At 73.2% G+C, this 23,887-nt stretch carries 21 protein-coding genes, 1 tRNA gene and 1 pseudogene; 9 read left to right on the forward strand and 14 right to left on the reverse strand.

Annotated elements, in window-relative coordinates; genetic code table 11:
* Nucleotides 1-898 (reverse strand): annotated as a pseudogene (locus ACFE60_RS08005) (ABC transporter permease); the annotation flags it as partial.
* A complete protein-coding gene (locus tag ACFE60_RS08010) occupies nt 895-1,710 on the reverse strand; it encodes an ABC transporter ATP-binding protein (RefSeq protein WP_375388327.1) in 816 nt (271 codons plus the stop codon). The pseudogene ACFE60_RS08005 and the gene ACFE60_RS08010, both read right to left, overlap by 4 nt.
* 167 nt (nt 1,711-1,877) lie before the next feature.
* Here ACFE60_RS08010 and ACFE60_RS08015 point away from each other — a divergent pair, with 167 nt between their 5' ends.
* Both ACFE60_RS08015 and ACFE60_RS08020 read left to right on the forward strand, forming a co-directional pair.
* Entirely contained in the window at nt 1,878-2,666 is a 789-nt protein-coding gene (locus ACFE60_RS08015; RefSeq protein WP_375388328.1) for an ABC transporter permease, read from the forward strand.
* Nucleotides 2,666-3,400 carry an ABC transporter ATP-binding protein gene (locus ACFE60_RS08020; protein ID WP_375388329.1) on the forward strand — a complete coding sequence of 245 codons (735 nt, stop codon included), beginning with the start codon at nt 2,666-2,668 and terminating at the stop codon, nt 3,398-3,400. Before ACFE60_RS08015 ends, ACFE60_RS08020 begins: the two co-directional genes overlap by 1 nt.
* A 7-nt stretch (nt 3,401-3,407) precedes the next feature.
* On the opposite strand, the gene ACFE60_RS08025 is transcribed toward ACFE60_RS08020, so the two are convergent.
* Nucleotides 3,408-3,872, reverse strand: coding sequence for a hypothetical protein (locus ACFE60_RS08025; RefSeq protein ID WP_375388330.1), 465 nt, complete (start codon nt 3,870-3,872; stop codon nt 3,408-3,410).
* Between the two features lie 106 nt (nt 3,873-3,978).
* On the opposite strand from ACFE60_RS08025, the gene ACFE60_RS08030 reads away from it, so the two are divergent.
* The gene (locus tag ACFE60_RS08030) at nt 3,979-4,716 is read left to right on the forward strand and encodes a hypothetical protein (protein ID WP_375388331.1); all 738 of its coding nucleotides are present in this window, start codon (nt 3,979-3,981) and stop codon (nt 4,714-4,716) included.
* A 7-nt stretch (nt 4,717-4,723) separates the two neighbouring features.
* On the opposite strand, the gene ACFE60_RS08035 is transcribed toward ACFE60_RS08030, so the two are convergent.
* Genes ACFE60_RS08035 through ACFE60_RS08045 form a run of 3 tightly spaced genes read right to left on the reverse strand, consistent with a single transcriptional unit; the run spans nt 4,724 to nt 8,198 of the window.
* Nucleotides 4,724-6,610, reverse strand: coding sequence for an alpha-amylase family protein (locus ACFE60_RS08035; protein ID WP_375388332.1), 1,887 nt, complete (start codon nt 6,608-6,610; stop codon nt 4,724-4,726).
* A 52-nt stretch (nt 6,611-6,662) separates the two neighbouring features.
* Nucleotides 6,663-6,833, reverse strand: a complete 171-nt coding sequence (locus ACFE60_RS08040) for a hypothetical protein (protein WP_375388333.1) — start codon at nt 6,831-6,833, stop codon at nt 6,663-6,665.
* Nucleotides 6,834-6,836: 3 nt separating this feature from the next.
* Complete coding sequence (locus tag ACFE60_RS08045; protein ID WP_375388334.1) at nt 6,837-8,198, reverse strand: S1C family serine protease; 1,362 nt, start codon at nt 8,196-8,198, stop codon at nt 6,837-6,839.
* A gap of 103 nt (nt 8,199-8,301) precedes the next feature.
* Here ACFE60_RS08045 and ACFE60_RS08050 point away from each other — a divergent pair, with 103 nt between their 5' ends.
* Nucleotides 8,302-9,504, forward strand: a complete 1,203-nt coding sequence (locus tag ACFE60_RS08050) for an aminotransferase class I/II-fold pyridoxal phosphate-dependent enzyme (protein WP_375388335.1) — start codon at nt 8,302-8,304, stop codon at nt 9,502-9,504.
* Between the two features lie 93 nt (nt 9,505-9,597).
* Here ACFE60_RS08050 and ACFE60_RS08055 read toward each other — a convergent pair whose 3' ends face one another.
* A complete protein-coding gene (locus ACFE60_RS08055; RefSeq protein ID WP_375388336.1) occupies nt 9,598-10,389 on the reverse strand; it encodes a carbon-nitrogen hydrolase family protein in 792 nt (263 codons plus the stop codon).
* A 45-nt stretch (nt 10,390-10,434) separates the two neighbouring features.
* Here ACFE60_RS08055 and ACFE60_RS08060 point away from each other — a divergent pair, with 45 nt between their 5' ends.
* A complete protein-coding gene (locus ACFE60_RS08060; RefSeq protein WP_375388337.1) occupies nt 10,435-10,647 on the forward strand; it encodes a hypothetical protein in 213 nt (70 codons plus the stop codon).
* A gap of 3 nt (nt 10,648-10,650) precedes the next feature.
* Here the strand turns inward: ACFE60_RS08060 and ACFE60_RS08065 are convergent, their stop codons facing one another.
* Complete coding sequence (locus ACFE60_RS08065) at nt 10,651-11,922, reverse strand: GDSL-type esterase/lipase family protein (RefSeq protein WP_375388338.1); 1,272 nt, start codon at nt 11,920-11,922, stop codon at nt 10,651-10,653.
* A 259-nt stretch (nt 11,923-12,181) separates the two neighbouring features.
* On the opposite strand from ACFE60_RS08065, the gene ACFE60_RS08070 reads away from it, so the two are divergent.
* Nucleotides 12,182-12,760 carry a helix-turn-helix domain-containing protein gene (locus ACFE60_RS08070; RefSeq protein ID WP_375388339.1) on the forward strand — a complete coding sequence of 193 codons (579 nt, stop codon included), beginning with the start codon at nt 12,182-12,184 and terminating at the stop codon, nt 12,758-12,760.
* Between the two features lies 1 nt (nt 12,761).
* Entirely contained in the window at nt 12,762-13,355 is a 594-nt protein-coding gene (locus tag ACFE60_RS08075; RefSeq protein WP_375388340.1) for a hypothetical protein, read from the forward strand.
* 99 nt (nt 13,356-13,454) lie between these two features.
* Here the strand turns inward: ACFE60_RS08075 and ACFE60_RS08080 are convergent.
* The 3 genes from ACFE60_RS08080 to ACFE60_RS08090 all read right to left on the reverse strand — a co-directional run bounded on the left by ACFE60_RS08080 (nt 13,455) and on the right by ACFE60_RS08090 (nt 17,626).
* A tRNA-Met gene (locus ACFE60_RS08080) sits at nt 13,455-13,531 on the reverse strand.
* Between the two features lie 49 nt (nt 13,532-13,580).
* The gene (locus ACFE60_RS08085) at nt 13,581-16,511 is read right to left on the reverse strand and encodes a UPF0182 family protein (RefSeq protein ID WP_375388341.1); all 2,931 of its coding nucleotides are present in this window, start codon (nt 16,509-16,511) and stop codon (nt 13,581-13,583) included.
* Complete coding sequence (locus tag ACFE60_RS08090; RefSeq protein WP_375388342.1) at nt 16,508-17,626, reverse strand: PDZ domain-containing protein; 1,119 nt, start codon at nt 17,624-17,626, stop codon at nt 16,508-16,510. The genes ACFE60_RS08085 and ACFE60_RS08090 overlap by 4 nt, the downstream gene beginning before the upstream one ends.
* Nucleotides 17,627-17,646: 20 nt before the next feature.
* On the opposite strand from ACFE60_RS08090, the gene ACFE60_RS08095 reads away from it, so the two are divergent.
* Nucleotides 17,647-18,987: a zinc-dependent metalloprotease gene (locus tag ACFE60_RS08095; RefSeq protein ID WP_375388343.1), complete on the forward strand. Its 1,341-nt coding sequence runs from the start codon at nt 17,647-17,649 to the stop codon at nt 18,985-18,987.
* Nucleotides 18,988-19,796: 809 nt separating this feature from the next.
* Here ACFE60_RS08095 and ACFE60_RS08100 read toward each other — a convergent pair.
* Complete coding sequence (locus ACFE60_RS08100) at nt 19,797-21,527, reverse strand: ATP-dependent helicase (RefSeq protein WP_375388344.1); 1,731 nt, start codon at nt 21,525-21,527, stop codon at nt 19,797-19,799.
* Nucleotides 21,524-22,462: an NAD(+) diphosphatase gene (gene nudC / locus ACFE60_RS08105; RefSeq protein ID WP_375388345.1), complete on the reverse strand. Its 939-nt coding sequence runs from the start codon at nt 22,460-22,462 to the stop codon at nt 21,524-21,526. Before nudC ends, ACFE60_RS08100 begins: the two co-directional genes overlap by 4 nt.
* A gap of 81 nt (nt 22,463-22,543) precedes the next feature.
* Between nudC and ACFE60_RS08110 the strand changes: the two genes are divergently transcribed.
* Nucleotides 22,544-23,611, forward strand: coding sequence for a phosphotransferase (locus ACFE60_RS08110; RefSeq protein ID WP_375388346.1), 1,068 nt, complete (start codon nt 22,544-22,546; stop codon nt 23,609-23,611).
* On the opposite strand, the gene ACFE60_RS08115 is transcribed toward ACFE60_RS08110, so the two are convergent.
* Nucleotides 23,542-23,856: a PD-(D/E)XK nuclease family protein gene (locus tag ACFE60_RS08115; RefSeq protein ID WP_375388347.1), complete on the reverse strand. Its 315-nt coding sequence runs from the start codon at nt 23,854-23,856 to the stop codon at nt 23,542-23,544. The two genes, ACFE60_RS08110 and ACFE60_RS08115, sit on opposite strands and share 70 nt — an antisense overlap.
* Between the last annotated feature and the right edge of the window lie 31 nt (nt 23,857-23,887).

A 23,887-nucleotide genomic window follows, 5' to 3' on the forward strand; every position in this document is an offset into this window, starting at 1 on the left:
GGGCCCAGTAGGAGGCGGCCCGGGCGGCGATCGCGCCGCGCGGCGAGGCCGGCAGCCGGCCGAACCAGCCGATGCCGGTGAGGGTCTGCGGCCGCGCGTGCCGGCCCGGCGCCTCCAGCGCACGCGCGACCAGCGCGCGCCACACGAGCGCCAGCACCGCGAGCGTCGCGACGGCGATCAGCAGCTGGGCGAGCCCGGCGGCGCTGCCCGCCGCGACGGAGGCGGGCGCCGCCCACGCCGCGCCGAGCGGCGTCCAGCCGAGCACGGCGACGACCGCGCCGATCCGGGCGATCGCCCGGCGGCCCAGGTCGATGTTCGTGAGCACCACGACGAGCGGGGCGAGCAGCGAGACGCCGATCACGAGCACCGCGGCGACCGCCTCCCGCGAGCGGCGGGTGGAGAGCAGCAGGCCGGCGGCGGTCGCGCCGATCCGCGAGAGCAGCACGCAGGTGAGCACGACGACCGGCACGGCGACCACCGCGACGAGCAGCGCGAGCGGACCGCGCGACCACGTCGCGACGGTCGCGGAGGTGACGACGAGCAGCGCGAGGCCGGGCACCCCGACGACGCCGGCGACCGCGAGCGCGACCGCGAGCCGGCCCGGCTCGATGCCGAACAGGGCGAAGCGCCGGGGATCGAGCGTGTCGTCGATCCCGACCAGGACGGGTACCACCAGGAAGGCGAGCACCGCCACGGAGCCCCCGCCGACCACGACGGCGGTCGCGACGTCGAGGGAGGCGAACCGGAGGGTGGCCAGCAGCCCCACGAGCAGCGAGGTGATGCCGGCGCCGTACACGATGGCGAGGGAGAGGCCGACGACCTGCCACGGGCTGCGCCGGAACTGCCCGGCGAGCAGCCGCAGCTTCAGCCGGACGATCAGGCCGATCGTCGGCGTCATTCGGTGAAGGAGTGCAGCCACTCCATGCCTGCCGCCGCCCGCCGCCCGCCTGCGAGCGCGACGAACCGCTCCTCCAGGCTGCGGCCCTCGCGCACCTCGTCGACCGTGCCGGCGGCCAGCACCCTGCCGCCGACGACGATCGCGACGTGGTCGCACACCCGCTGGATCAGGTCCATGCCGTGGCTGGACAGCACCACGGTGCCGCCCGCGGCGACGTACGCCTGCAGGATCTCGACGATGTTCGCGGCCGACACCGGGTCGACGGACTCGAAGGGCTCGTCGAGCACGAGCAGCCGCGGCGAGTGGATCATCGCGGCGGCGAGCGCGATCTTCTTCGTCATGCCGGCCGAGTAGTCGGCGACGAGGCGCCCCGTCGCGTCCTCCAGGCCGAACGCGGCGACGAGGTCGGCGGTACGCTGCCGCACGGTCGAGGCGTCCAGGCCCCGCAGGACCCCGGAGTAGTGCAGCAGCTGGGCGCCGGAGAGCCGGTCGAAGAGCCGCAGCGCGTCCGGCAGCACCCCGATGGCGCGCTTCGCGCGGGCGGGCTCCGCCCACACGTCGATGCCGTGCACCAGCACGCGACCGCCGTCCGGCCGCAGCAGCCCGGTCACCATCGAGAGCGTGGTGGTCTTGCCCGCGCCGTTCGGGCCGACGATGCCGAAGAAGGACCCCGCGGCCACGCCGAGGTCGATGCCCTCGACCGCGACGGTGGGGCCGAACCGCTTCGTCAGCCCCTGCACGTCGAGCACCGTCTCGACCTCGAGGTCGGTGGCCGGCTCAGCGGGCTCCGTCGCGGTCACGCGATCGACCATACCGACTGGGCCCCGGCAGCCGGTCAGCGACGCCGCCCGCGTGGGAGCGACCCGCGGCACGCCGTTCGATTAGCATGAGCGACCGGCGCGGCGGCCGCCGCACTCCCCCATCGCCCGCCACCTCGAGGACCTCCGTGACCGCTGCCGTGCCTGCACCGCGCGCTGCTGTGCCCGCACGCCGCTGGACGTACTGGAGCCGGTACCGCCACGCGCTCTGGCTGCTCACGACCCGCGACCTCAAGGTCCGGTACACCACGAGCGCCCTCGGCTACCTCTGGTCGATCCTCGACCCGCTGCTGATGGGGCTCATCTACTTCGTCGTGTTCGGGCTGATCTTCCCCCGCGGCAACCTGTCCGAGGACCCCTACATCCTCTTCCTGCTCTCCGCGGTCCTGCCGTGGACGTGGTTCAACGGGAACCTGACCGACGCGACCCGCGCCTTCCGCCAGGAGGGGAAGCTGATCCGCTCGGTGAAGATCCCCCGCAGCATCTGGGTGCTGCGGCAGATCGCCTCGAAGGGCATCGAGTTCCTGATCAGCCTCACGATCATCGTGTTCTTCGCGCTGATCAACTGGACGGCGCCGAGCCCGCTGACGTTCGTCTACCTGCCGCTCGCGATCGTGCTGCAGGTGCTGCTCACCATGGGCTGCAACTTCATCATCGCGCCGCTCTCGGTCATCTACCGCGACCTCGAGCGCGTCGTGAAGCTGGGCGTCCGGGTGCTCTTCTACGGCGCCCCGGTGCTGTACCACCTGAACATCGGCAACCCGCTGTTCCACTTCCTGTACGGGCTGAACCCCATCGCCGGGATCCTCGACCTGTACCGCGGGTGCTTCTTCCCGCAGATCGTCGACTGGGTCTACGTGCTGGAGGGGCTGATCGTCTCCGTGATCCTGTTCACGATCGGCTCCGTCGTGTTCCGCCGGTCCATCCCCCGCGTGCTGAAGGAGATCTGATGGCGACGCCGGTCATCTCCGTGGACGACATCGGCATCCGCTTCGCGCGGGACCGCCGCCGCCGGGCGAGCCTGAAGGACCGGTTCTCCCGCGCGGAGCGGCACCGGGAGCCGGACGAGTTCTGGGCCTTCCGCAACGTCAGCTTCGACGTGCCGAAGGGCGACTCCATCGGCGTCGTCGGCCGCAACGGGCAGGGCAAGTCCACCCTGCTGAAGCTGGTCGCGGAGGTGCTGATCCCCGACGAGGGGTCGGTGGAGGTGCGCCAGGGCGTCGCGCCGCTGATCGAGATCACCGGCGGCTTCGTCGACGACCTCTCGGTGCGCGACAACGTGTACCTCGCGGCCGGCCTGCACGGGAAGACCCGGGACGAGATCGACGACGAGTTCGCCGACATCATCGCGTTCGCCGAGGTCGGGGACTTCGTGAACACCCCCTACAAGCACCTGTCCAGCGGCATGAAGGTGCGCGTCGCGTTCGCGGTCGTGTCCCGGATGGACGAGCCGATCCTGCTGGTCGACGAGGTGCTCGCGGTCGGCGACCGCTCCTTCCGCCGCAAGTGCTACGCGCGCATCGAGGAGATGCTCGCGGAGGGCAGGACCCTGTTCTTCGTGTCGCACAGCGACGGCGACCTCAAGCGCTTCTGCACCCGCGGGCTCTACCTCGACCGCGGCGCCCTGCAGTTCGACGGCCCGATCGACGAGGCCTTCGAGCGGTACACCGCCGACTACGCCTGACGGCCGGTCAGCCGACCGCGACCGGGATCGTCCTGCCGCCGATCGCCAGCCGGTAGACGTCGCCGCCCTCGTCGACCGGCACCAGCTGCAGGGCGTGCGGCTGGTCCGGCTTCAGGAGACCGGCCGCGGCGGCCTGCTGGGGCAGGGTGCGCTTCGGCTTGCCGCCGTTCACCAGCTCGTCGACCTCCGCGGCCGTGAGGTCGATCCCGTATCGGGCCGCGAGCCCGGTGCGCACCTCCGCGCGCTCGTGCGCCAGCATCCCCACGCCGATCGAGGTCTGCCAGCCGCTGACGCCCAGCGCCACGGCCGCGAGCGCCCAGGCGGCGACCGTGACCGGGACGCGGCGACCGGACCGCTGCAGGGTCTGGCCGAGGAGGATCGGCAGGCAGACCAGGACCGTCGCCGCGAGCAGTGCGAACAGGGCCGGGACGAACACGACGTTCTGGTTCTCGGCGAAGTGGTGGATCGTCACAGGGTCTCTCGGCAGCGGGAAGGGCAGGGCCCGGCGGGGCCGCCCGACGCTAGCATCCGGCCGTCCGCGGCCGACGCACGGCACGGCTTCCTATGATCGCTGCACCATGGGCGACGAGCAGACGGATCAGAACGGCCTCGCGGAGCGGTGGACGAAGCAGGGCTTCGACCGGCTGCTGTCGGTGCACCGCCCGGCCGTGCTCGCCCACCTCCGCTCCATCCGCAAGCACCACCCGACCGCGTCGCCCGACGAGGTGATCCGCGTGCTGGAGCGCCGGTACGTCACCGCGGTGACCGCGGGAGGCGCGGCGACGGGCGCCGCCGCGTTCGTGCCGGGCGTCGGCACCGTCGCCTCCATCGGCATCAGCGGGGTGGAGACGGTCGGCTTCCTGGAGGCGAGCGCGCTGTTCGCCCAGTCCGTCGCCGAGGTCCACGGCATCCCCACGGAGGACCCCGAGCGCGCGAGCACGCTCGTGATGGCGCTGATGCTCGGCCCCTCCGGCGCGAGCATCGTGAAGCAGTTCGCGAGCGAGGTGTCCGGCACCGGCAAGCCGCGGAACGCCTACTGGGGCGACCTGGTGACGAAGACCCTGCCGACCACGATGCTGAAGACCCTGACCGACCGGGTGAAGAAGTCCTTCCTGAAGCGGTTCGCGGCGCGGCAGGGCGCGAGCGTCGTGCTGCGGGCGGTGCCGTTCGGCGTCGGCGCCGTCGTGGGCGGCGCCGGCAACCGGATCGCCGGTCAGCGGGTCGCGAAGGCGACGCGGGAGGCGTTCGGGCCGGCGCCGGCCGGGTTCCCCGCGGAGATCCAGCTGCCGGACGCGCCGAAGGCCGTCGGCGCCTGACCGCCGCTCAGGCCAGCAGCCAGAGGAACTGGAGCGGCTCCAGCCGCACGTCGGCCCACAGCTCGACGTCCACGTCGGTGACCAGGTCGTGTGCGGTGCCCGGCAGCGCGGCGAACGCCTCCGCCGGGACCGTCCGCACCTCCTCCGACAGGTTGGCGAGCACGAGGACGCGGCTCTCGGTACCGGGTCGCTGGTAGCCCAGCACGTGCGCGTCGTGGGTGTGGAACCCGACGAGCGCGCCGCCGGCCAGCTCCGCGGTCTGCCGGCGGACCTGCGCGAGGCGCCGCAGGCCGAGGTGGATCGCCCCCGCGTCGGTGTCGGTGTCCCGGCGCTCCGCGTAGCGCTCCGCCGGGTAGGGCGGCCTGTGCACCCAGCGGCTGTCCGCGGCGTGCTCGGGCACGCGCAGGTAGCCGTAGTCGTTCAGCTGCCCGACCTCGTCACCGAGGTACAGGAGGGGCAGGCCGCCGGTGGAGAGCGCGATCGAGTGGGCGAGCAGCACCCGCTGCACGCCGTACGGGTCGCCCGCCTCCACCCCCGCGAGCGACGCGGTGGTGCCGGACACCCGGGCGTCGCCGGTGCGCGGGTTCTCCTGGAACGGCACGCCGCGCGCGAAGGACCCGGGGAACCGGTTCACGTAGAAGGCGTTGAGGAAGCGGCGGTGCTCGAAGCCGTCGACGCCGACCTCCGCCGCGTCCTCGTCCGCGAACGTCCAGCCGATGTCGTCGTGGCTGCGCACGTAGTTCACCCACGAGCAGCCCGCGGGGATCGCGTGGCGGCGCTCGAGCGCCTGCGAGAGCAGCCGCACGTCGCGGGTGGCGAGCGCCTCCCAGATCAGCGCCATCTGCAGCGGGTTGTAGGACAGCTGGCACTCGTCGGGGTCGATGTACTCGGCGACCTGGTCGGGGTGGACGATCGCCTCCGACTTGAACAGCACCGACGGCGCCGCGATCCGGCAGACGGCGTTGAAGGCGCGGATCAGCGTGTGCGCCTCCGGCAGGTTCTCGCACGACGTGCCGAGGCGCTTCCAGATGAAGGCGACCGCGTCCATCCGCAGGACCTCGACACCGAGGTTCGCGAGGAACAGCATCTCGCCCGCCATCGCCGTGAAGACGGCCGGGTTGGCGTAGTTCAGGTCCCACTGGAAGTGGTAGAACGTCGACCAGATCCAGCGGCCGTCCGGCAGCTGCACGAACGAGCCGCGGTGGTCGTCGGGGAACACCTCGCGGGTGGTGGCCTCGAACAGGTCGGGCATCGTGCGGTCGGGGTAGACGCGGTAGAACTCGTCGTACCCGGGTTCGCCCTCGGCGCAGCGCCTGGCCCACTCGTGCTCGTCGCTGGTGTGGTTGAAGATGAAGTCGACGACCAGGGAGATGCCCGCCGCGCGCAGGTCGGCGGCCAGGGCACGCAGCTGGTCGACGTCGCCGAGCGTCGGGTTCACCGCCCGGTAGCTCGACACCGCGTAGCCGCCGTCCGAGTCCCCCTCCGGCGCCAGGAACAGCGGCATGAGATGGAGGTAGGTGAGCCCCAGCTCGCGGAAGTACGGGATGCGGTCGCGGACGCCCTCGAGGTCCTGGGCGTAGCGGTCGACGTAGCAGACGCCGCCCAGCATCCGGTTGTCCAGGAACCAGCCGGGGTCCGCCTCCCTCGCCGCGTCGAGCGCCCGCAGATCCGCCGGGCGGTCGGCCGCCGCGGCCGCGACCACCTGCAGCAGGGCGACCAGCTGCTCGAGGCAGTCGGCGCGGTCCCCGTAGATCTCGGTGAAGTGCGCGAACAGGCGCGGGAAGTGCCGATCGAGCCGGCCGGCCAGCGCGTCGTCGACGGGGACACCCGCCTGCGCCAGCCGCGCCTCGACGTGGCTCCTGGCGGCCACGGCCTGCTGGGCGAGCGAGAGCAAGGTCGACTCCGTTCCGGCGGACCCCGCCGCGCCCCGCGAGTCTATTGAGGGGTCAGTCGTTCAAGGCTGCGACCAGGGCGACGGCGGCGACGCCGAGCCCGATGAGGACGCCGATCGCGACGAGCCGGCCGAAGCCCTCCTGCGACCGGCGCAGCCGCAGCACGAAGACCGCGAGCAGGACCGCCAGCATCCCGGCGAGGACGAACCCCCACGCGGTGCCCACGGCTCAGGCCTTCGCGACGCCGAGCGTGACCGAGACCGTGCGCGAGGTGCCGCCGCGGGAGTAGGTGACGTCGACGGTGCTGCCGCCCGCGTAGGACCGGATCTGCCCGGCCAGGTCGGTGTAGTCCGTCACCGGGACCTTGCCGACGGCGGTGATGATGTCGCCCTTCTCGATCCCCGCCTTCGCGGCCGCGCTGCCAGCCTCGGGCGCCGCGGAGACCTCGACGCCTGCGACCGTGCCCGTGGTGGCGCTCTGGTTCGCGGCCGACGTCACGCCCAGCTGACCGTGCGTCGGCGTCCTCCCGGCGATCAGGTCGTCGGCGATCCGCTTCGCGACCGACGACGGGATGGCGAAGCCGACGCCGATGCTGCCGGACTGGGTGCCGCCGCTGGAGCTCGAGCCGGTGCCCGCGATCGCCACGTTCACGCCGATGACGTCGCCCTGCGAGTCGAGCAGGGCGCCGCCGGAGTTGCCGGGGTTGATCGCCGCGTCGGTCTGCAGCACCGAGAGGTAGATGTTCGACGTCTGGGTCGGCGTCGCCGACTGCCCGTCGCCGTCGCCGAAGTTCCAGAAGTTGAAGGGGCTCTCGGTGCTGCCGCCGTCCCCGCCGTCGCTGCCGCTCGAGCCGTCCGGCACCGCCGAGGACTGCACGGCGATGCTGCGGTTCAGCGCGCTGACGATGCCGGTGGTCACGGTGTTCGGCAGGTCGAGCGGAGCGCCGATCGCGACGACGGCGTCGCCGACGTTCAGGTCCGACGAGTCCGCGAAGGTGGCGACGGTCAGCCCGGACGCCTTCTCCAGCTTGATGACGGCGATGTCGTTCAGCGGATCGGTGCCGACGATCTTCGCCGCGTAGATGCGGCCGTTCGACGTGGTGACCGAGATCGTGCCGCCGGAGGTCGCGCCGTCGAGCGTCACCACGTGGTTGTTCGTCAGCACGTAGCCGTCCGAGGAGAGCACGATGCCGGAGCCCGTGCCGGACTCGCTCGACGACGACACGGAGATCGTGACCACGGAGGGCGACGCCTTCGCCGCCACGGCGGAGACGGCGGTGGCCGTCGACGGGTTGTTGATGGTGATGCCGGAGGCCGTGCCGGACGCCGCGGTGATGCTCGTCCGCGGGTTCACCGCGATCGCGATGCCCGCGCCGACGCCGCCGCCGATGAGCGCCGCGACGACCGCCGCGGCCGCGACGGGGAGCAGCAGGCCGCGCCGGTCCTGGCGCCGGAAGGACTCGCCGCCGGACGACGCCGGTTCGGCGGTCGCGGTGACGGCCGTCGGCGCGGTGTCCTCGTGCAGGTGCCCGCCGTCGCCGGCGGGGATGTCCGACCGGCCGTCGTCGGGCCGTTCAGTGCTGTCGCTCATGGTGCTCCTTCTCAAGCCCGCACAGACTGCGCGGGCGACCCTGGCGAACCCTATGAATCAGCAGAGGCCTTCCTAGGACGATCCGACCTCTAGGTTGGCTTCGGTGACGAGGTCGGGACCGTGGCGCCGCGCCGCGGCGGGAGCCGGCCTGCTGACGGCCGACGGGCTGCCGGGCTCCACCATCTTCGCCGAGATGAGCGCCCTCGCTGCGGCGACGGGCGCGATCAACCTCGGCCAGGGCTTCCCGGACACCGACGGGCCCCGCGAGGTGCTCGACGCGGCGCGGGACGCGATCGCGGCCGGGCTGAACCAGTACCCGCCCGGGCGCGGCACCGCCTCGCTCCGCGAGGCGATCGCCCGCCACCAGCGCCGCTGGTACGGACTCGAGGTCGACCCGGACACCGAGGTGCTGGTCACGGCGGGGGCGACGGAGGCGCTCGCGGCCGTGCTGCTCGCGTTCGTGGACGACGGCGACGAGGTGCTGACGCTCGAGCCCGCCTACGACGCCTACGGCGCGCTGATCGCGCTCGCCGGCGGCGTGCACCGGACGGTGCCGGTCGACTGGCCGTCCTTCACGCCCGACGCGGACCGCCTGCGCGATGCGATCACCGATCGCACGCGGATCGTGCTGCTGAACAGCCCGCACAACCCGACCGGGGCGGTGCTGGACGAGGCGCTGCTGCGCGTCGTCGTCGAGGCCGCCGAGCGGCACGATGCGCTGATCGTCACCGACGAGGTCTACGAGCACCTGCTGCTCGACGCGGTCCCGCACGTGCCGGCGGCGACGCTGCCGGGAGCCCGGGACCGGACCATCACGATCTCCTCCGGCGGCAAGACGTTCAGCACGACGGGGTGGAAGATCGGCTGGCTGTCCGGGCCGGCCGAGCTGGTGTCCGCGGCGCTCGCCGTGAAGCAGTTCCTCACCTACGTCAACGGCGCGCCGTTCCAGCCGGCGATCGCCGTGGGGCTCGACCTGCCGGACGCCGTGTTCAGGCGCATCGCCGCCGATCTCCGGGCCGGCAGGGACCTGCTGGTCGCCGGGCTCGCCGCAGCCGGGCTGCCGGTCTCGTCGCCCAGCGCCGGCTACTTCGCGATCGCGGACGGCGCGGCGCTCGGTTTCGCCGACGGCGCGGAGCTGTGCCGGCGGCTCCCGGACCTCGCCGGCGTGGTCGCCGTGCCGGTCTCCGCGTTCTGCCGGGGCGAGCAGGCCGAGCGCATGCGCTCCCTGATCCGCTTCGCGTACTGCAAGTCCCCCGCGGTCCTCGCCGAGGCGTCGACGCGCCTCGCGGCCCTCCGCCCGCGCTGACCCCTTCCTCGTTCAGGCTCGTTCCACGACACGCCGTCCCTTCGCGCCCGGAGCGCGGCGCGCCGGCGAGACCAGCCTGAACGACGAAGGGAGTCAGCGGGGCAGAACCGTGTAGCGGCGGAGGCGCAGCGCGGGGTTGGCGGCGCGCACATCGCGGAGGCGGGCGGGATCGAGGTCGGCGACCGCGACGCCGCGCGCCTCCCCCAGCTCGGCGAGGGTGGCTCCCGCCGGGTCGAGGACCAGGCTCGTCCCGACGCCGTCCGGAGGCACCTGGCCGGCCGCGGCGACGAAGGCGGTGTTCTCGATCGCCCTCGCGGTGAGCAGGGTGCGCCAGGCGTGCACCTTGCCGGGTCCGGGCACCCAGTCGGCCGGCACCAGGACCAGATCGACCTCCGCGTCCGCGAGCACGCGGGTGACCTCGGGGAACCGCAGGTCGTAGCAGGTCTGCAGGCCGACCCGCAGGTCGCCGACCAGGAACGTCTGCGGGGGCTCGAGCGTACCGGCCTCGACCCACCGGCTCTCCTCCGCGCCGAACGCGTCGTACAGGTGCGTCTTGCGGTAGGTCGCGACCACGCCGTCGCCCGACACGGCGACGGCGGTGTTGCGGAACCGCTTCCCCTCCGCCGTCTCGACCAGGCCGAGGACCACGGCGACGCCCGCCTCCGCGGCCGATCCGCGGACCCCCTCGACGAACGGGCCGTCGAGCGCCTGGGAGTGCTCCGCGAACCGCGGTCCCATCCGGTGCTCGAAGAAGGAGGCGTACTCGGGCAGCACGACGAGCTCGGCGCCCTGCCCCGCCGCCTCCGCGACGAGGGCGCGGACCTCCGCGAGGTTCGCCGCGACGTCGGCGCCCGGGGCGAACTGCGCGACGGCGATCCGGGTCATGGCTCCCGATCGTAGGAGGCGGGCCGCGCCGGTACGGTGTGCGGCGTGACCTCCCGCATCGGCCGCATCGTCCTGATCGTCGTCGGCGCCGTCGCCCTGGTCGTGGGCGGCGTCTGGATCGGTCAGGGGGCGAACCTGATCCCCGGCAGCTTCATGACCGGGAGCCGGACCTGGCTCACCGTAGGCCTCATCGTGGCCGCCGCCGGCGTCGTGCTGATCTGGCTGGGCGCGCGGCGGCGGCGTCGCCCGCGGCGCTGACGGCTACGAGGCCGTCGAGACGAAGCGCTGCAGGTCGGCCGCGAGCCGGCCCGCGTAGTAGGCGTGGCCCTCGGTGTTCGGGTGGAAGGTGCCCGCGTCGACCAGGCCGTCCACGTTCTGCGGCGTGAGCCAGCGCTCCTGCAGCGGCGAGATGTAGTGGATCCCGAGCCGTCGCGCGACCGCCGCCTCCTGCGCGTCGATCACGACGAGGCTGGCCGGCGGCGTCCCGTCCGGCGAAGCCGGGCCGACCATCACGAGCGGTGCGCCGTCCGACTTCGTCTGCAGGGCCCGCACGGTGCGCTCCACGGCCGCCGGGAGCCCCGCGAGCGGACCCGGCTCGTCGTTCAGCCCGGCCTCGAGCACGATCAGGTCGGCGTCGATCGGCTGCAGCTGGGCGGCCTCGTCCGGGAGCAGGCGGCGCCACGGCACGTAGGTGTGCACGTAGCCGGAGCCCGAGTCGTCCGGCCCCAGCTGCGCCTCCCAGCCCAGCGCGGCACCGACGACCTGCGGGAACCCGCGCCCGAGGTCGGCGACCGCGCCGTGCGTCCAGGAGTCGCCGAAGAAGTACACCGTCGGATGCGCGGGCAGCGCGATCGGCCGAGCGCCGACCAGCGCGACCGGGTCGGGCTGCGCCGGGGCGCCGACCCGGTCGTCCTGGCAGCCGTCGAGCACGCGCGCGAGCGCCGCCTTCTCCGCCCGGTCGACGGTCAGCCTCCACCGCGACTTCACCGCGATCCACGCCTCGGCGTAGGTGCAGCGGTTCCGGCTCGGCAGCCAGCGCGCCGGATCGCGGCCGGCCCGCGCGCGGCTCGAGGAGGCGGTCACGGCCTGCAGCGACCAGCGGTAGTCGAGGTCGTTCGCGAACGCGGTCCGCCGCGTCGACGACCAGCGCCACGCACCGGCGCGCCACGCCTCGGCGAGCGGCACGAGGTGATCGACCACCAGGCTCCGCGGACGCGTCACCACCCGACCGTCGTACAGCGAGCGCCACCGCCCGCTCGCCGAGCAGGACGTCGCCCCCGCCAGGTCGTCGCGCCGCAGCACCTCCGCCCGGGTGGAGCAGCCGTCGCCGTCCGCATCGACGGCCTCGAAGGACGCCGCACGGAACGCATGGGTTCGATCGGCCCGCGCGACGTGGAGCTCCTGCAGCAGCGCCCGAGCGTGGACGCCGCCCTTCGCACCGGGACCGGCCGGCTGCGCATCGGCGGCGACCGGCGTGAGCGCGAGCACCATCGCCACGACGCCGACACCGATCGCCATCCGGATGGAGACCATCAGCGACCCCCTCCCGCGTGCGCCGATCGGCGCCTCGCAGACCATAGGTCGACGACCCGCGATCGGGGGGAGGCGGCGCGGAGGGTCGCGACCGAGGTGGTCGTTCCCCGAGCGCTGAGCCGGTCAGCGGCCGCCGACGTACACCCGCGAGATGCTGCATGTGGCGCTGATCCCGCGTGACTGGGTCGAGTGACGCCTGTTCATCCCGTTTCGCTCGTTTCGGAGTCCTGGTATGCTGCAAACCACATGAGGGGGGGCGATGAGTACCGCAGGTGTCTCGCTTCGCGCAGCACGGAAATCTCGCCAGCTCACTCAGGCGCAGCTCGCGCAGCTCGCGGGGGTGGATCAGGCTCGGGTCTCCCGCTCCGAGGGCGACGACGAGGTCCCCCGGTTCGACACCGTCGATCGACTGCTCGCCGGATCGGGACACCGGCTGTACGCGGCTCCAACACGACGCGACGACGCCGCGACGGCCGCATGGCGGATCCGTGGCAGCCTCGAGCGCGGCGATCGGCACGACGCGCTCCGACATCTGATCCAGCTGAACGACGATCTGCTCGCCGAGAGCGGTCTCGTCCGCGGCGTGCTCGCCGTGACCACCCCCGAACGCACCGGCCGGAAGGTGTGGGATGCGGCGATCGCGGCGCTCGTCTCGTGGCGCCTGCAGGAGGAGCGGATTCCGCTGCCCGACTGGGTCGCCGACGGCGCGCGCGCGTTGCAGCACGCTCGTGTGCTGCAAGTCGATCCAGCCGACCCCGTTCCCGGCGATGCCGACGTCCCCGAGTCGTTCCGGCGGCACGGGGTGCTGGTCTGGCGCGACACCTTCGCGAGCGTGTGAGATGACGCTGCTCGATCGAGAGGACCTGATCGGCGCGCTCGAAGACCTCGTCGCGGAGCTGCACGCCGACGGCGAGCGCGTCGGGCTGCGGATCGTCGGAGGCGCGGCCCTGGCGCTCCGGCATCATCGGCGGCGCAGCACGGTCGACCTCGACGCCCTCCACGTCCGCCCGGGGTCGGATGCCGCCGTGGCCGCAGCGGCCGACCGCATCGCGGCTCGCCGAGGCTGGGACGCCGGATGGCTGAACTTCGGCGTCACAGCGACTGGCGGCGAACCGCTCTTCGGGCGATCACCGACTTGGGAGACCATCCACGACGACGGCCTGGTGGTCGTCCAGGTCGCCAGCGCCGAGACCCTGCTCGCCATGAAGCTGCGGGCCAACCGGCCCGGACGCGACACGGACGACATCCGCCAGCTCCTCGCCCTCTGCGAGGTCCGAACCGTGGAGGCCGCCGACGCGTTCTTCAGCGAGTTCTATCCGGGGGATGCGCTGTCGAACCGCGCGTGGAGGATGGTGACGGCCATCCTCGAGGACGGCCCTCTGACGAAGCCCGACCCGCCGGCGCCCATCGACCTGAGCCGGAAGCGGAAGTAGGGCGCCGGGCGACGCGACTGGAGTCCGGCATCGCGGAACATGCCTCAAACGAGAAGAACCCCGGACCTCTCAAGGTCCGGGGTTCTCACGAGTACTTCTTGGTTGCGGGGGCAGGATTTGAACCTACGACCTCTGGGTTATGAGCCCAGCGAGCTACCGAACTGCTCCACCCCGCGATGCGTGAAGAAGCCTACCCCATCCGGGACGGGCCGCGGGGCGGGCGCGTCAGCCCTCCGCCGCGATGGCGTCCTGGATCGCCTTCTGCAGGTCCTGGTCGGCCTGCGCGGCGGCCACGAGGTCGTTCTTCGCGTAGGCGGCCTGACGGGCGGCGAGGGCCTTGCTCGCCGCGTCGAGCGCCTTCTGCACCGCGGCATTGCTCGTTCCCGAGCCGGAACCGCTGCCCGATCCTGACCCGCTGCCCGTTCCCGAGCCGCTGCCCGATCCTGAGCCCGACGAGCTGCCGTCCGAGTCGGGGACGTTGGCTCCGGACTCGCCGCCGAACAGGGTGTTGAGCGACTGGTCAAGGGTGTCCTCGAAGGCGACCTTGCTGCCGAACGAGGTGAGCACCTTCCGCAACAACGGGTACGACGTGCCCGAGCCCGATTTCACGTAGACCGGTTGGACGTAGAGCAGACCGCCGCCCACAGGGATCGTCAGGAGATTGCCCTGCACGACACTGGTGCCACCTGCGGCCCCTCCCCGAAGCAGCGTCAGCTGCTGCGCGACGGTGGTGTCGGTGTTCAGCTGCGACTGCGCGGTCGTCGGCCCGGGAACCGTGGTGTTGCGCGGCAGCACCAGGAGCCGCAGGGTGCCGTAGTCGGCTCGCTTTGTGCCGTGCGTACTGCCGGCGTCCGCGTCGACCGCGAGATAGCCCGTCAGGTTGCCCCGCGCGTTCGCCCCTGTCTGGTTCGGGATGTACGTCGAGTAGAGCGAGAATGTCGGGCTCGTCTGCCCGGGCAGCCGCATTGTCAGGTAGTACGGCGGCTGCTGCGTCTGGTTGTTGGTGTCCGCCGCGTTCGACGGCTCCGGTGGCACGCGCCAACGATCGTCCGCCGTGTACCAGGAGCCCGGATCGGTGATGTGGTACCGGTTCAGGATCTCGCGCTGCACGCGGAACAGACCCTCGGGGTACCGGACGTGGCTGATCAGTTCGCCGCCCATCTGAGCGAGGGGCTTCACCGTGGACGGGAAGACGCTGCGCCACGCCTTGATGACGGGATCGTTCTCGTCCCAGGCGTACAGGGTGACCTTGCCGCTATAGGCGTCGACCGTGGCCTTCACTGAGTTGCGCATGTAGTTGATCTGGTCGGTCGCGTACGGGGTGGTCGCGTCGCTCGTGTTCGCCAGCGCGCCGGAGAGACTCTGCGAGTAGGAGTACGGATAGGAGGCCGAGGTCGTGTACCCATCCACGATCCACACGAGGCGGTTGTTCACGACCGTCGGGTAGGGGTCCTGGTCGAGCGTCAGGTAGGGTGCGACCTTCTGCACCCGTACCAGCGGATTCCGGTCGTACAAGATCTGCGACTTCGCGTTGACAGCGTCCGACAGCAGGATCTGGTCGGACGAGAACTTCAGCGCGTACACGAGGCGGTTGAAGAAGTTGCCGACACTCGGGCCCCCGTCGCCCGTGAAGGTGTTGCTCTTCTGCGTGCCGCCACCGCCGTTGCCAGCGGCGTAGTCGAGCTCGATCGGCTTCGTCGTCGTCGGTGCGCCGACAACCGAGAACTGCGGGGACTCCTCTCCGAAGTAGACGCGCGGTTCGTAGTCGCCGAGCGAGCCCGAGGTCGGGATGTTCGACTCGAAGAACGCCGGTGCGCCGTCGGAGGCGCGCTTGTTGCCGTAGGCCGCGACGAGCCCGTACCCGTGCGTGTAGACGAAGGTGTTGTTGAATGGCGACTGGGAGGCACCGAGGCCGCTCTGGTCGAGCTCGCGCACGCCGACGACCGCATCCTGCGACGTGCCGTCGATCGTGTACCGGTCGACGTCGAGCGGATCGGGGAAGGAGTAGTACTGCTTGAACTGCTGGAACTGCCCGAATGTCGGCGACACGACCGCCGGGTCGACGATGCGGATGTTCGCCGTCGTCTGCGCGTCGGTGCGCAGCGCGCCCTCCTCCGCCGTGGTCGTCGCGTTATAGGCGATCTCCTTCGTCCCTGCGACTCCGAAGGCTGCCCTCGTCGCGGTGATCGAGTCCTGGATATACGGGCGTTCGAGGGTGCCCTCGTTCGGCTTCACCTGCAGGTTCCACATCGCCCAGGGGAACACCGAGCCGATGATGATCGACGCGACGACGAGCAGCCCCATACCGATCAGCGGCAGGCGCCACCGGCCGATGGCCGCGGTCACGATGAACACGACGGCGACGAGCAGGGCGCAGACCGCGAGGATCAGCCGACCGGGGATCACGGCGTTCGCGTCCGCGTAGCCGGCACCCGTGATGAGGTCGCCGGTCGAGCCCTCGTAGAGCGTCGTGAACTGGTCGAGGTACAGGCTGATCGCCTGCAGCACGAGGAACACCGCGACGGTGATCGCGATCTGCACGCGCGCAGCCTTCGAGATCCGCACCTCCCTGCCCACGACGCGGATGCCGCCGTAGAGGTAGGCGGTGGCGAGCGCGGCGATCACGCAGACCACCAGGACCGCCGAGGCGAAGCCGACGATGCCGTGCAGCGCGGGCAGGGTGAAGAGGTAGAACCCGACGTTCATGCCGAAGACCGGGTCTGTCTGGCCGGGGACGTCCTGCGCGTGCAGCAGCAGCAGGATCGGCTGCCAGCGGGCCGCGGCGGAGACCCCGGCGAACAGGCCGACCACCAGAGGAATGCCGAGCATCACGACGCGGCGCAGCGGCTCGATCACCTGCTGGTAGCGGTCGAGCTGGGCGGTGAGCTTCGCGTAGACGGGCCGGAGGCGGTAGGCGAGCTGGATGGTCGCGATCAGCGGCGCGGCCATCGCGACGAACCCGACGACGAAGAGCGTCGCGATGGACAGCCACTCCGTGTAGAGCACGCTCGAGTAGCCGAGCTTGCCGAACCAGAGGGCGTCCGTGTAGAGCCCCGCGAAGAGGAAGAACCCGATGAGGAGCACGACCACAACGCCCAAGGTGATCGCGAGTGCCGCGCGTCGACGTCGTGCCGGCGCTGCTGCTTGCGTCGTCACCCGGCTGAGGATACCCGCGCGGAGCAGGTCGGCAGGCCCCGCGCGGACCCCGTCTCGCGCACCTGCTCGAGGGCCTCGAGGGAGTCCGAGAGGGTGTCCACGGCCACCACATCGAGACCGCTCGGGATGTGGCCGACGACCTCGTCGCAGTTCGCCGCCGGCGCGAGGAAGAGCGTGGCCCCGGCGGCGCGGGCGGCCGACAGCTTCTGCACGATGCCGCCGATCGCGCCGACCCGGCCGTCGCCGCAGATCGTCCCGGTGCCCGCCACGTGCCTGCCTCCGGTCAGCGAGCCGGGCGTCAGCTTGTCGATGATCCCGAGGGCGAACATCATCCCCGCGGACGGGCCGCCCACATCGTCGATGCGCAGGTCGACGTCGAAGGGGTAGCGCATGGTCGCGCTGGTGGTGACGCCCAGCAGCGGGCGGGTGCCGCCGGCGCCGTCGTCGGTCTCGCGCGGGGCGATCCGCAGCGTCTCCCGCTTCCCGCCGCGCTCGATCACGACCGCGGCCTGCGCCGTGCCGTTCGCGGCGACCGCGTTCTGCAGCGAGCAGGCGTCGTCGATGGGCCGGCCCGCGAAGGTCGTCACGACGTCGCCCCGCTGAAGACTGCCGGCCGCGGCCGATCCCCGCTGCACGGACCCGATCGTGACGGTGCCGTCGACGGTGTAGCCGAGCCGGGTCAGCGCCGCGGTGATCGCGCTGCGCTGCGACGCGGTCATCTGCTGCGCGCTCTGCTGCTCGGCCTGCTGCTGCGTCTCGCCCTGCGGGAAGACCGCCTCCAGCGGGATCACCGCCTCGTCCGGGTCGAGCCACGCCTCCGCCAGGTCGAACCAGCTGGGGCCGCCGGAGGCGTTCCCGAGCACGGACACGGTCAGCAGGTCGAGCCTGCCGGTGGTCGGGTAGGTCTGCTTGCCCGGGATGGAGATGAGGGGCGCGCGGTCCTTGCCGGTGCCGCTCGAGCCGAGGGTGTCGTAGACCGGGCCGGGCTGCTCCACCGCGTAGGGCGACGGCAGCAGGGCGACGACGAAGACGGCGACGACCGCCAGGACCGTGACGACGGAGACGGCCGACGGACGCGTGTGCGCGCCGAGCGAACGGAACCGCCGTGCCTGCATGGATCGCCTAGCGTAAGGGCATGGCCGATGAGCCGGACGACGCCGCGGAGCCCGACCTGCAGGAGATGCTCCGGCGGATGATGGCGGGCGGAGGCGCGCCCGACACCGCAGCGCTCGCGAAGGCGATGGGCCTGCCGGGCGGTGCCGCGGGTCTCGAGCAGCTGATGTCCCAGCTGCGGCAGGCGATGCAGAACCCGGACGGGCGCATCGACTGGTCGATCGCGACGGATCAGGCGATCGCGGCAGCCGGCGCCGGGTCGCTGTCCGCGACGGACGCGCAGGTCGCCGCGGTGTCGCAGGCGTTCTCGGTCGCCGGGCTCTGGCTCGACGAGACGACGGCGTTCGAGACCCTGCCCGACGCGCCCGCCGCGATGACGCGGACGCAGTGGATCCGCGCCACGATGCCGTTCTGGGTGCAGCTGGCCGAGCCGGTCGCGCTGCGCATCGCGGACTCGCTGACCGGCGTCTTCACCGATCAGATCCCGCCCGAGATCGCCGGCGAGCTGGCCGCCCGCGTCCCCGACGCCGGCCGGATGCTGCGCCAGGTGTGCGGCACGATCTTCGCCGCGCAGCTGGGCGCCGTCGTCGGCGGGCTCGCCGCCGACGTGGTGTCCGGCGGCGACGTCGGCGTGCCGCTGCTGCCGGACGGCAAGGCGGCCCTCCTGCCTCAGAACCTCGCCGCGTTCGGCGAGGGCCTCGACATCGACGAGCAGCAGGTCACGCTGTACCTCGCGGTGCGCGAGCTGGCGCACGCGCGGGTGTTCCGTCACGCGCGCTGGCTGCGTCTCGGGCTCACGAGCACGATCGCGGACTTCTCCCGCGACCTCGGCGTGGACATCGAGCAGGTGCAGCGCTTCGCGGAGGGCTTCGACCCGACGGACACCGAGCGGCTGAAGGAGGCGTTCTCCTCCGGCGAGCTGATCCCGCCGAAGACCGAGCAGCAGGACGCGGCCCTCGCGCGGCTCGAGACGACCCTCGCCCTCGTCGAGGGCTGGGTCGACGTGGTGACCGCCGACGCGACGCGGCGGCTGCCGGCCTCCGGCGCGATCGCGGAGACGGTGCGCCGCAGGCGCGCGACCGGCGGCCCCGGCGAGCAGGCGTTCGCGACCCTGGTCGGGCTGGAGCTGCGGCCCCGCCGCCTCCGCGAGGCCGCCGCGATGTGGCGCCTCGTGACCGACGCGCTCGGCCCGGCCGGCCGGGACGCGCTCTGGTCGCACCCCGACCTGCTGCCGACCGCCGAGGACATCGACTCGCCGAACGCGCTGATCGCCCGCCTCACCGCGGCCGAGCCGCCGAAGGACGACGTCGACCGCGAAATCGAGGAGCTGCTGCGCGGGGACGATCCGGCGCCTCCGGTCTGATCGCATTCCGTCTTCCAGGAGATCCGGGTGGTCCCGGCTGCCGGTACTCCTGAACGACGAAGAGGCCTGTGGACGGCCGACCACGCCGATCCGGCGGATCGGTGATCATCCCGGGGTGCTCCGCATCGATCCCGCCGCCCGTCCCGTCTGGCGCACGCCGGACCGGCTGCAGTTCGGGCTCGATCCCGCGCTCGCGGAGCTGGACCCGGTGCCGCCGGGCGCCGAGCACGTCGTCCACGCGCTGACGCTCGGCGTGGACCGGCAGGGGCTCGGGACGATCGCGGCCGCGAGCGGGCTCGACGACCTGGACGGGCTGCTCCAGCGCCTGCGGCCCGCCCTCCTCGAGCCCGGCGCGCCGGAGCCGGCGCGGCCGCACGTGGCGGTCGACGGGCCGCCCGACCTGGCCGCCCTGGTCCTGCCGTGGCTCGTGCCGCCCGAGACCGACCGGCCCGACGTCGCGGTCGTCGCCGCGCACCACCTGGTGCCGCCGGCCGAGACCGTCCGCCGGCTCGCGGACGACCTGCCGCACGTCGCGCTCGTCTTCGGCGACCAGGCCGTGGTGCTCGGCCCGTTCGTCGTCCCCGGCCGCACCCCGTGCCTGCGGTGCGCGGACGAGCACCGCCTCGAGGACCCGACCTGGCGGGCCGTGGCCGCCCAGCTGCTGCGGCGCACCACCTCCCGCACGGCGACCTCGCTGCGCACGCGGCTCGCCGCCGCCGCCGCGCTCGGCGACGTGCTGGAGTCGGTCCGGTGCGGCTCGCCGACGGGGCTGGAGGGTCAGGCGATGCGGATCGGCGCCGACGGCGCGGTCAGCCTGCTGCCGCGGCCCTGGCACGCTGCGTGCTGGTGCCGATCTCCGGCCCCAGCTCCGCCAGGAACCGCGACGGGCGCCGCTCCCCCGGCCGCGGCGCCGGGGAGCGCGCCCACGACAGCCGGAGGCGGTCCCGCGCCCGCGTGACGCCGACGTAGAGCAGCCGCCGCTCCTCCTCCACCTCGGCCTGTGTCGTGGCGTAGGCGATCGGCAGCAGCCCCTCGCTGCAGCCGGCGAGGAACACCACCGGCCACTCGAGCCCCTTCGCCGCGTGCAGCGTCAGCACGGACACCGCGTTCGCGGGCGGGTCGTGCTGCGCCGCCGCGCGCTCGGCGAGCTCGGCGACGAAGGACTGCAGCGTCGTGCCCGGCGCCGCCTGCTCGGCGATCGTGCCGAGCGCGTCGAGCAGCTCCCACTGCGTCCGCTGCTCGCTCGGGCCGGGCGGGGCGTGGTGCGTGTGGCCGAGCTGCCGCAGCGCGTCGCTGACCGACTTCACCAACGGCTCCTCCAGCCGCGCGAGCACCGCGGCGCGCAGCAGCTCGATCGCCTTCCGTACGACGGGCTGCTCGAAGTAGCGGGTCGCCCTGCCGGTCGTGACCGCGAGGCCCTGCGCCGCGAACGCCTGCTCCATCAGCGCGGCCTGCGCATTGATGCGGAGGAGCACGGCGATGTCCGCCGGCGGGGTGCCGCCCGCGACCAGCGCGGCAGCGGCCTGCGCGATGCCGGCGGCCTCGTCGGGATCGTCGGCGTAGTCGCGCACCTGCACGGCCGGCTCGCGCGGATCGGCGCTGCGCCGCACCGCATCGAGCACGAGCGCGCCCCGGCGTCCCGTCATCAGGCTGTTCGCGGCCTTCACGACCCCGGTCACCGAGCGGTAGTTGTGCTCGAGGCGCACCACAGTCGCACCCGGGCGCTCGCCGAACCGCAGGAGGTGCTCGGACTGCGCGCCCGCGAAGGAGTAGATGGTCTGGCTCGCGTCGCCGACCACGCAGACGTCGCTGTGCTCCCCGAGCCACGCCTCCAGCAGCACCTGCTGCGCCGCGGAGACGTCCTGGTACTCGTCGACCGTGAAGAAGCGGTACTGCTCCCGCACCTCCGTCGCGACCTCCGGCTCGGACTCGATCATCCCCGCGACGGCGAGCAGCACGTCCTCGAAGTCCATCGCGCGCTGCTCGTCCTTGATCGTCTCGTAGCGCTGCTGCAGCGCCACCATCGCGTCGATGCCGATCCCGTCCGGCAGCGCGCGGTCCGCGGCCGCCGCCGCGTACCGCTCGAAGCTCATCGCCCCGGCCTTGCGGAACTCGATCTCGGCCGCCGCGTCCTTCAGCGCCGCCGAGCCCAGCCGCATCCTGAGGCCCTCGGCCGCGCGCGCGACCGTGCGGACCTTGGCGTCCAGCACCGACGGCGCGGGACCGCCCATCAGCTGCGGCCAGAAGTGGTTCAGCTGCGCGAGCGCGGCCGAGTGGAAGGTGCGGGCCGCGATGCCCGGCGCGCCGAGCGCGCCGAGCCGGGCGCGCAGCTCGCTCGCCGCCCTGGTCGTGAAGGTCAGCGCCATCACGCGCTTCGGGGGGTACACGCCGGACGCGACGCCGTACGCGATGCGATGCGTGATCGTCCTGGTCTTGCCCGTGCCGGCGCCGGCGAGCACGCAGACCGGCCCGGTCAGCGCCTCCGCCGCGGCCCGCTGCTCGTCGTCGAGCGCGTCGAGCACGGCCTCCGCGTCGCTCACCAGTCCCCCTCCAGGCGACCTCCGTACCAGTGCTCGATGATCGCTCTCGCGATGGAGGTGCGCCCGGGCAGCCGGATCGTGTCGCCGGAGGCGGCCGCCAGGTCCTCGCGGCTCCACCAGCGGGCCTCGCGGATCTCCTCGCCGTCCGGGTGCAGCTCGACCGCCGCGTCGCCGTCGACCCGGGCGAGGAACCCGATCATCACGCTGGCGGGGAACGGCCACGGCTGGGAGCCGAGGTACTCGCAGCCGCCGACGCGCACGCCGACCTCCTCGAGCACCTCCCGGCGCACCGCGGTCTCGAACGACTCCCCCGGCTCGACGAAGCCGGCGAGCACCGACACGCGGCCCTCGGGCCAGGCGCCGTTCCGGGCGAGGAGCAGGCGGTCGAGCGGGTCGACGACGCCCATGATCACGGCGGGGTCGGTGCGCGGGAAGACGTGCTGCCCGCTCGACTCGGCGGCGAAGCCGTCGGGGTGGCGCACCCAGCCGCCGCGGCCCGGCAGGGTCGGCGCGCCGGTGCGCGGCGAGAACCCGCCCGCGCGGTGCCAGTTGGCGAGCCCGAGCAACTCGGCGAACAGCCCCGCGTCGCGGGCGCCCAGCCGGGCGCCGTCGAGCCGCAGGTCGGCCCACTCCCCCTCGACGGCCTCGTCGTCGTACGCGGCGCCGAGCACGACCGTGCCCGCGGGCGGGTCGCCCTCCTCCGTCGTCCGGCCGAGGTACAGCAGCAGCGCGGGCTCCGGCAGGGTCGCCGGCGGCACGAGGGCGAGCCCGTCGCCGTCCGCCGCGAGCAGCGCCAGCCCCCGCTGCAGCACGGCCACCCGGGTGGCGGGATCCGCCCACGCCGCCTCGAGCACGCCCGGTCGGTCGCGAGCCGCCGCGTCGCGGTCGAGCGTGCTCCTCGCGAGCGGCAGCGCGTCGGTGAATCCCTGCGGCACGGCTGATGCGTTCCCTCCCCGGCGCGGAACACGCCGAGCCCGGCGGAGGTGCGGGCGGCCCCCCGACCTAGCCTGGGCGGCATGGCCAGGCATCGATTCACCCTAGCCGCGCTCGCGACGCTGGCCGTGCCCGGGCTCGACGTCGCCGTCACCCGCACCTTCACCGGCGGCGGCGAGGCCCAGCACGACGCCGCCCTGCTCACCGACCGCGCCGGGACGCACCTCGTCGTGCGGGCGCCGGTCGACGCCCAGGCCGGCGCGCGGCTCGCGGCCGAGCACCGCGTGCTCGCCGCGCTGACCCCTGGCACCCGCGCCCGCCTGCCGTTCGCGGTGCCGACCGGGGTCGGGGTGCTGCCCGCCCCTCCGGCCTTCGTCACCAGCTACGTGGAGGGGGTCCGGCTGCAGCCCGCGGCGGTCGGGGCGCACAGCCCGCTCGCCGGCTCGATCGGGCGCGCGGTCGCCGCGATCCACGAGCTGCCGTCGGCCGTGGTCGACGACGCCGGCCTGCCCGTCGCCACCGCCGCCGAGTGCGTGCGCGCCGTCGAGGAGATCATCCGGGCCGCCGACTCGACCGGCGAGGTGCCGCTCGAGCTGATCAGCCGGTGGACCGCCGCCGCCGCGGACGGCGCCCTCTGGCGGTTCCGTCCCGTGGTGGTCCACGGCGGCCTCGCTGCGGAGACCCTGCTGGTCAGCGCGAAGGACGATCCAGATCAGCGGGTCACCGGGGTGCTCGGCTGGGCGGGGCTGCAGGTCGGCGATCCGGCGCGGGACCTGGCGTGGGTGCTCGGGCTGCCGTCCCCGGGCGCCGCGGGCAGCGTGCTCGAGACGTACACCGCGACGCGGACCGGCGGCTCCGATCCCGCGATGGCCCGCCGGGCCCTGCTCTACGCGGAGCTCGAGATCGCGCGGTGGCTGCTGCACGGCGTCGATCGCGGGGACGACGGCGTGATCGGCGACGCCGTGCGGATGCTGGAGGCGCTGCTCGCGGCCGTGCTCGAGGACACCGCCGGCGACCTCGACGACGAGGAGCGGCCGCCGCTCACGGTCGACGAGGTCGAGCGGATGCTCGACGCCCGCCGTCAGCGCGCCGCGACGGCATCCCGGGCGCCCGTCGCCGCCCAGGCCTCCCGCAGGTCCGCCGCGGAGTAGACCCGTTCCGGGCGGACGACCCGGTCGTGCGCCACGTAGTAGAACGCGGCGTCGATCGAGTCCGGGTCGATGCCCTCCCTGGTCGCGTAGGCGAAGCGGTAGAGCGCGAGCTGCAGCTGCTTCAGCTGCGCGTCGGCCGCCGAGGTCGGCGGGCGGCCCGTCTTCCAGTCGACGATCTCGATGCGGTCGCCCCGTCGGTAGACCGCGTCGATCTTGCAGACGAGGATCCGGCCTTCGTACGGCACCTGGATCTCGGTCTCGACCTAGAGGGGCTCG

The organism is uncultured Amnibacterium sp. (assembly GCF_964245895.1).
GTDB lineage: Bacteria > Actinomycetota > Actinomycetes > Actinomycetales > Microbacteriaceae > Amnibacterium.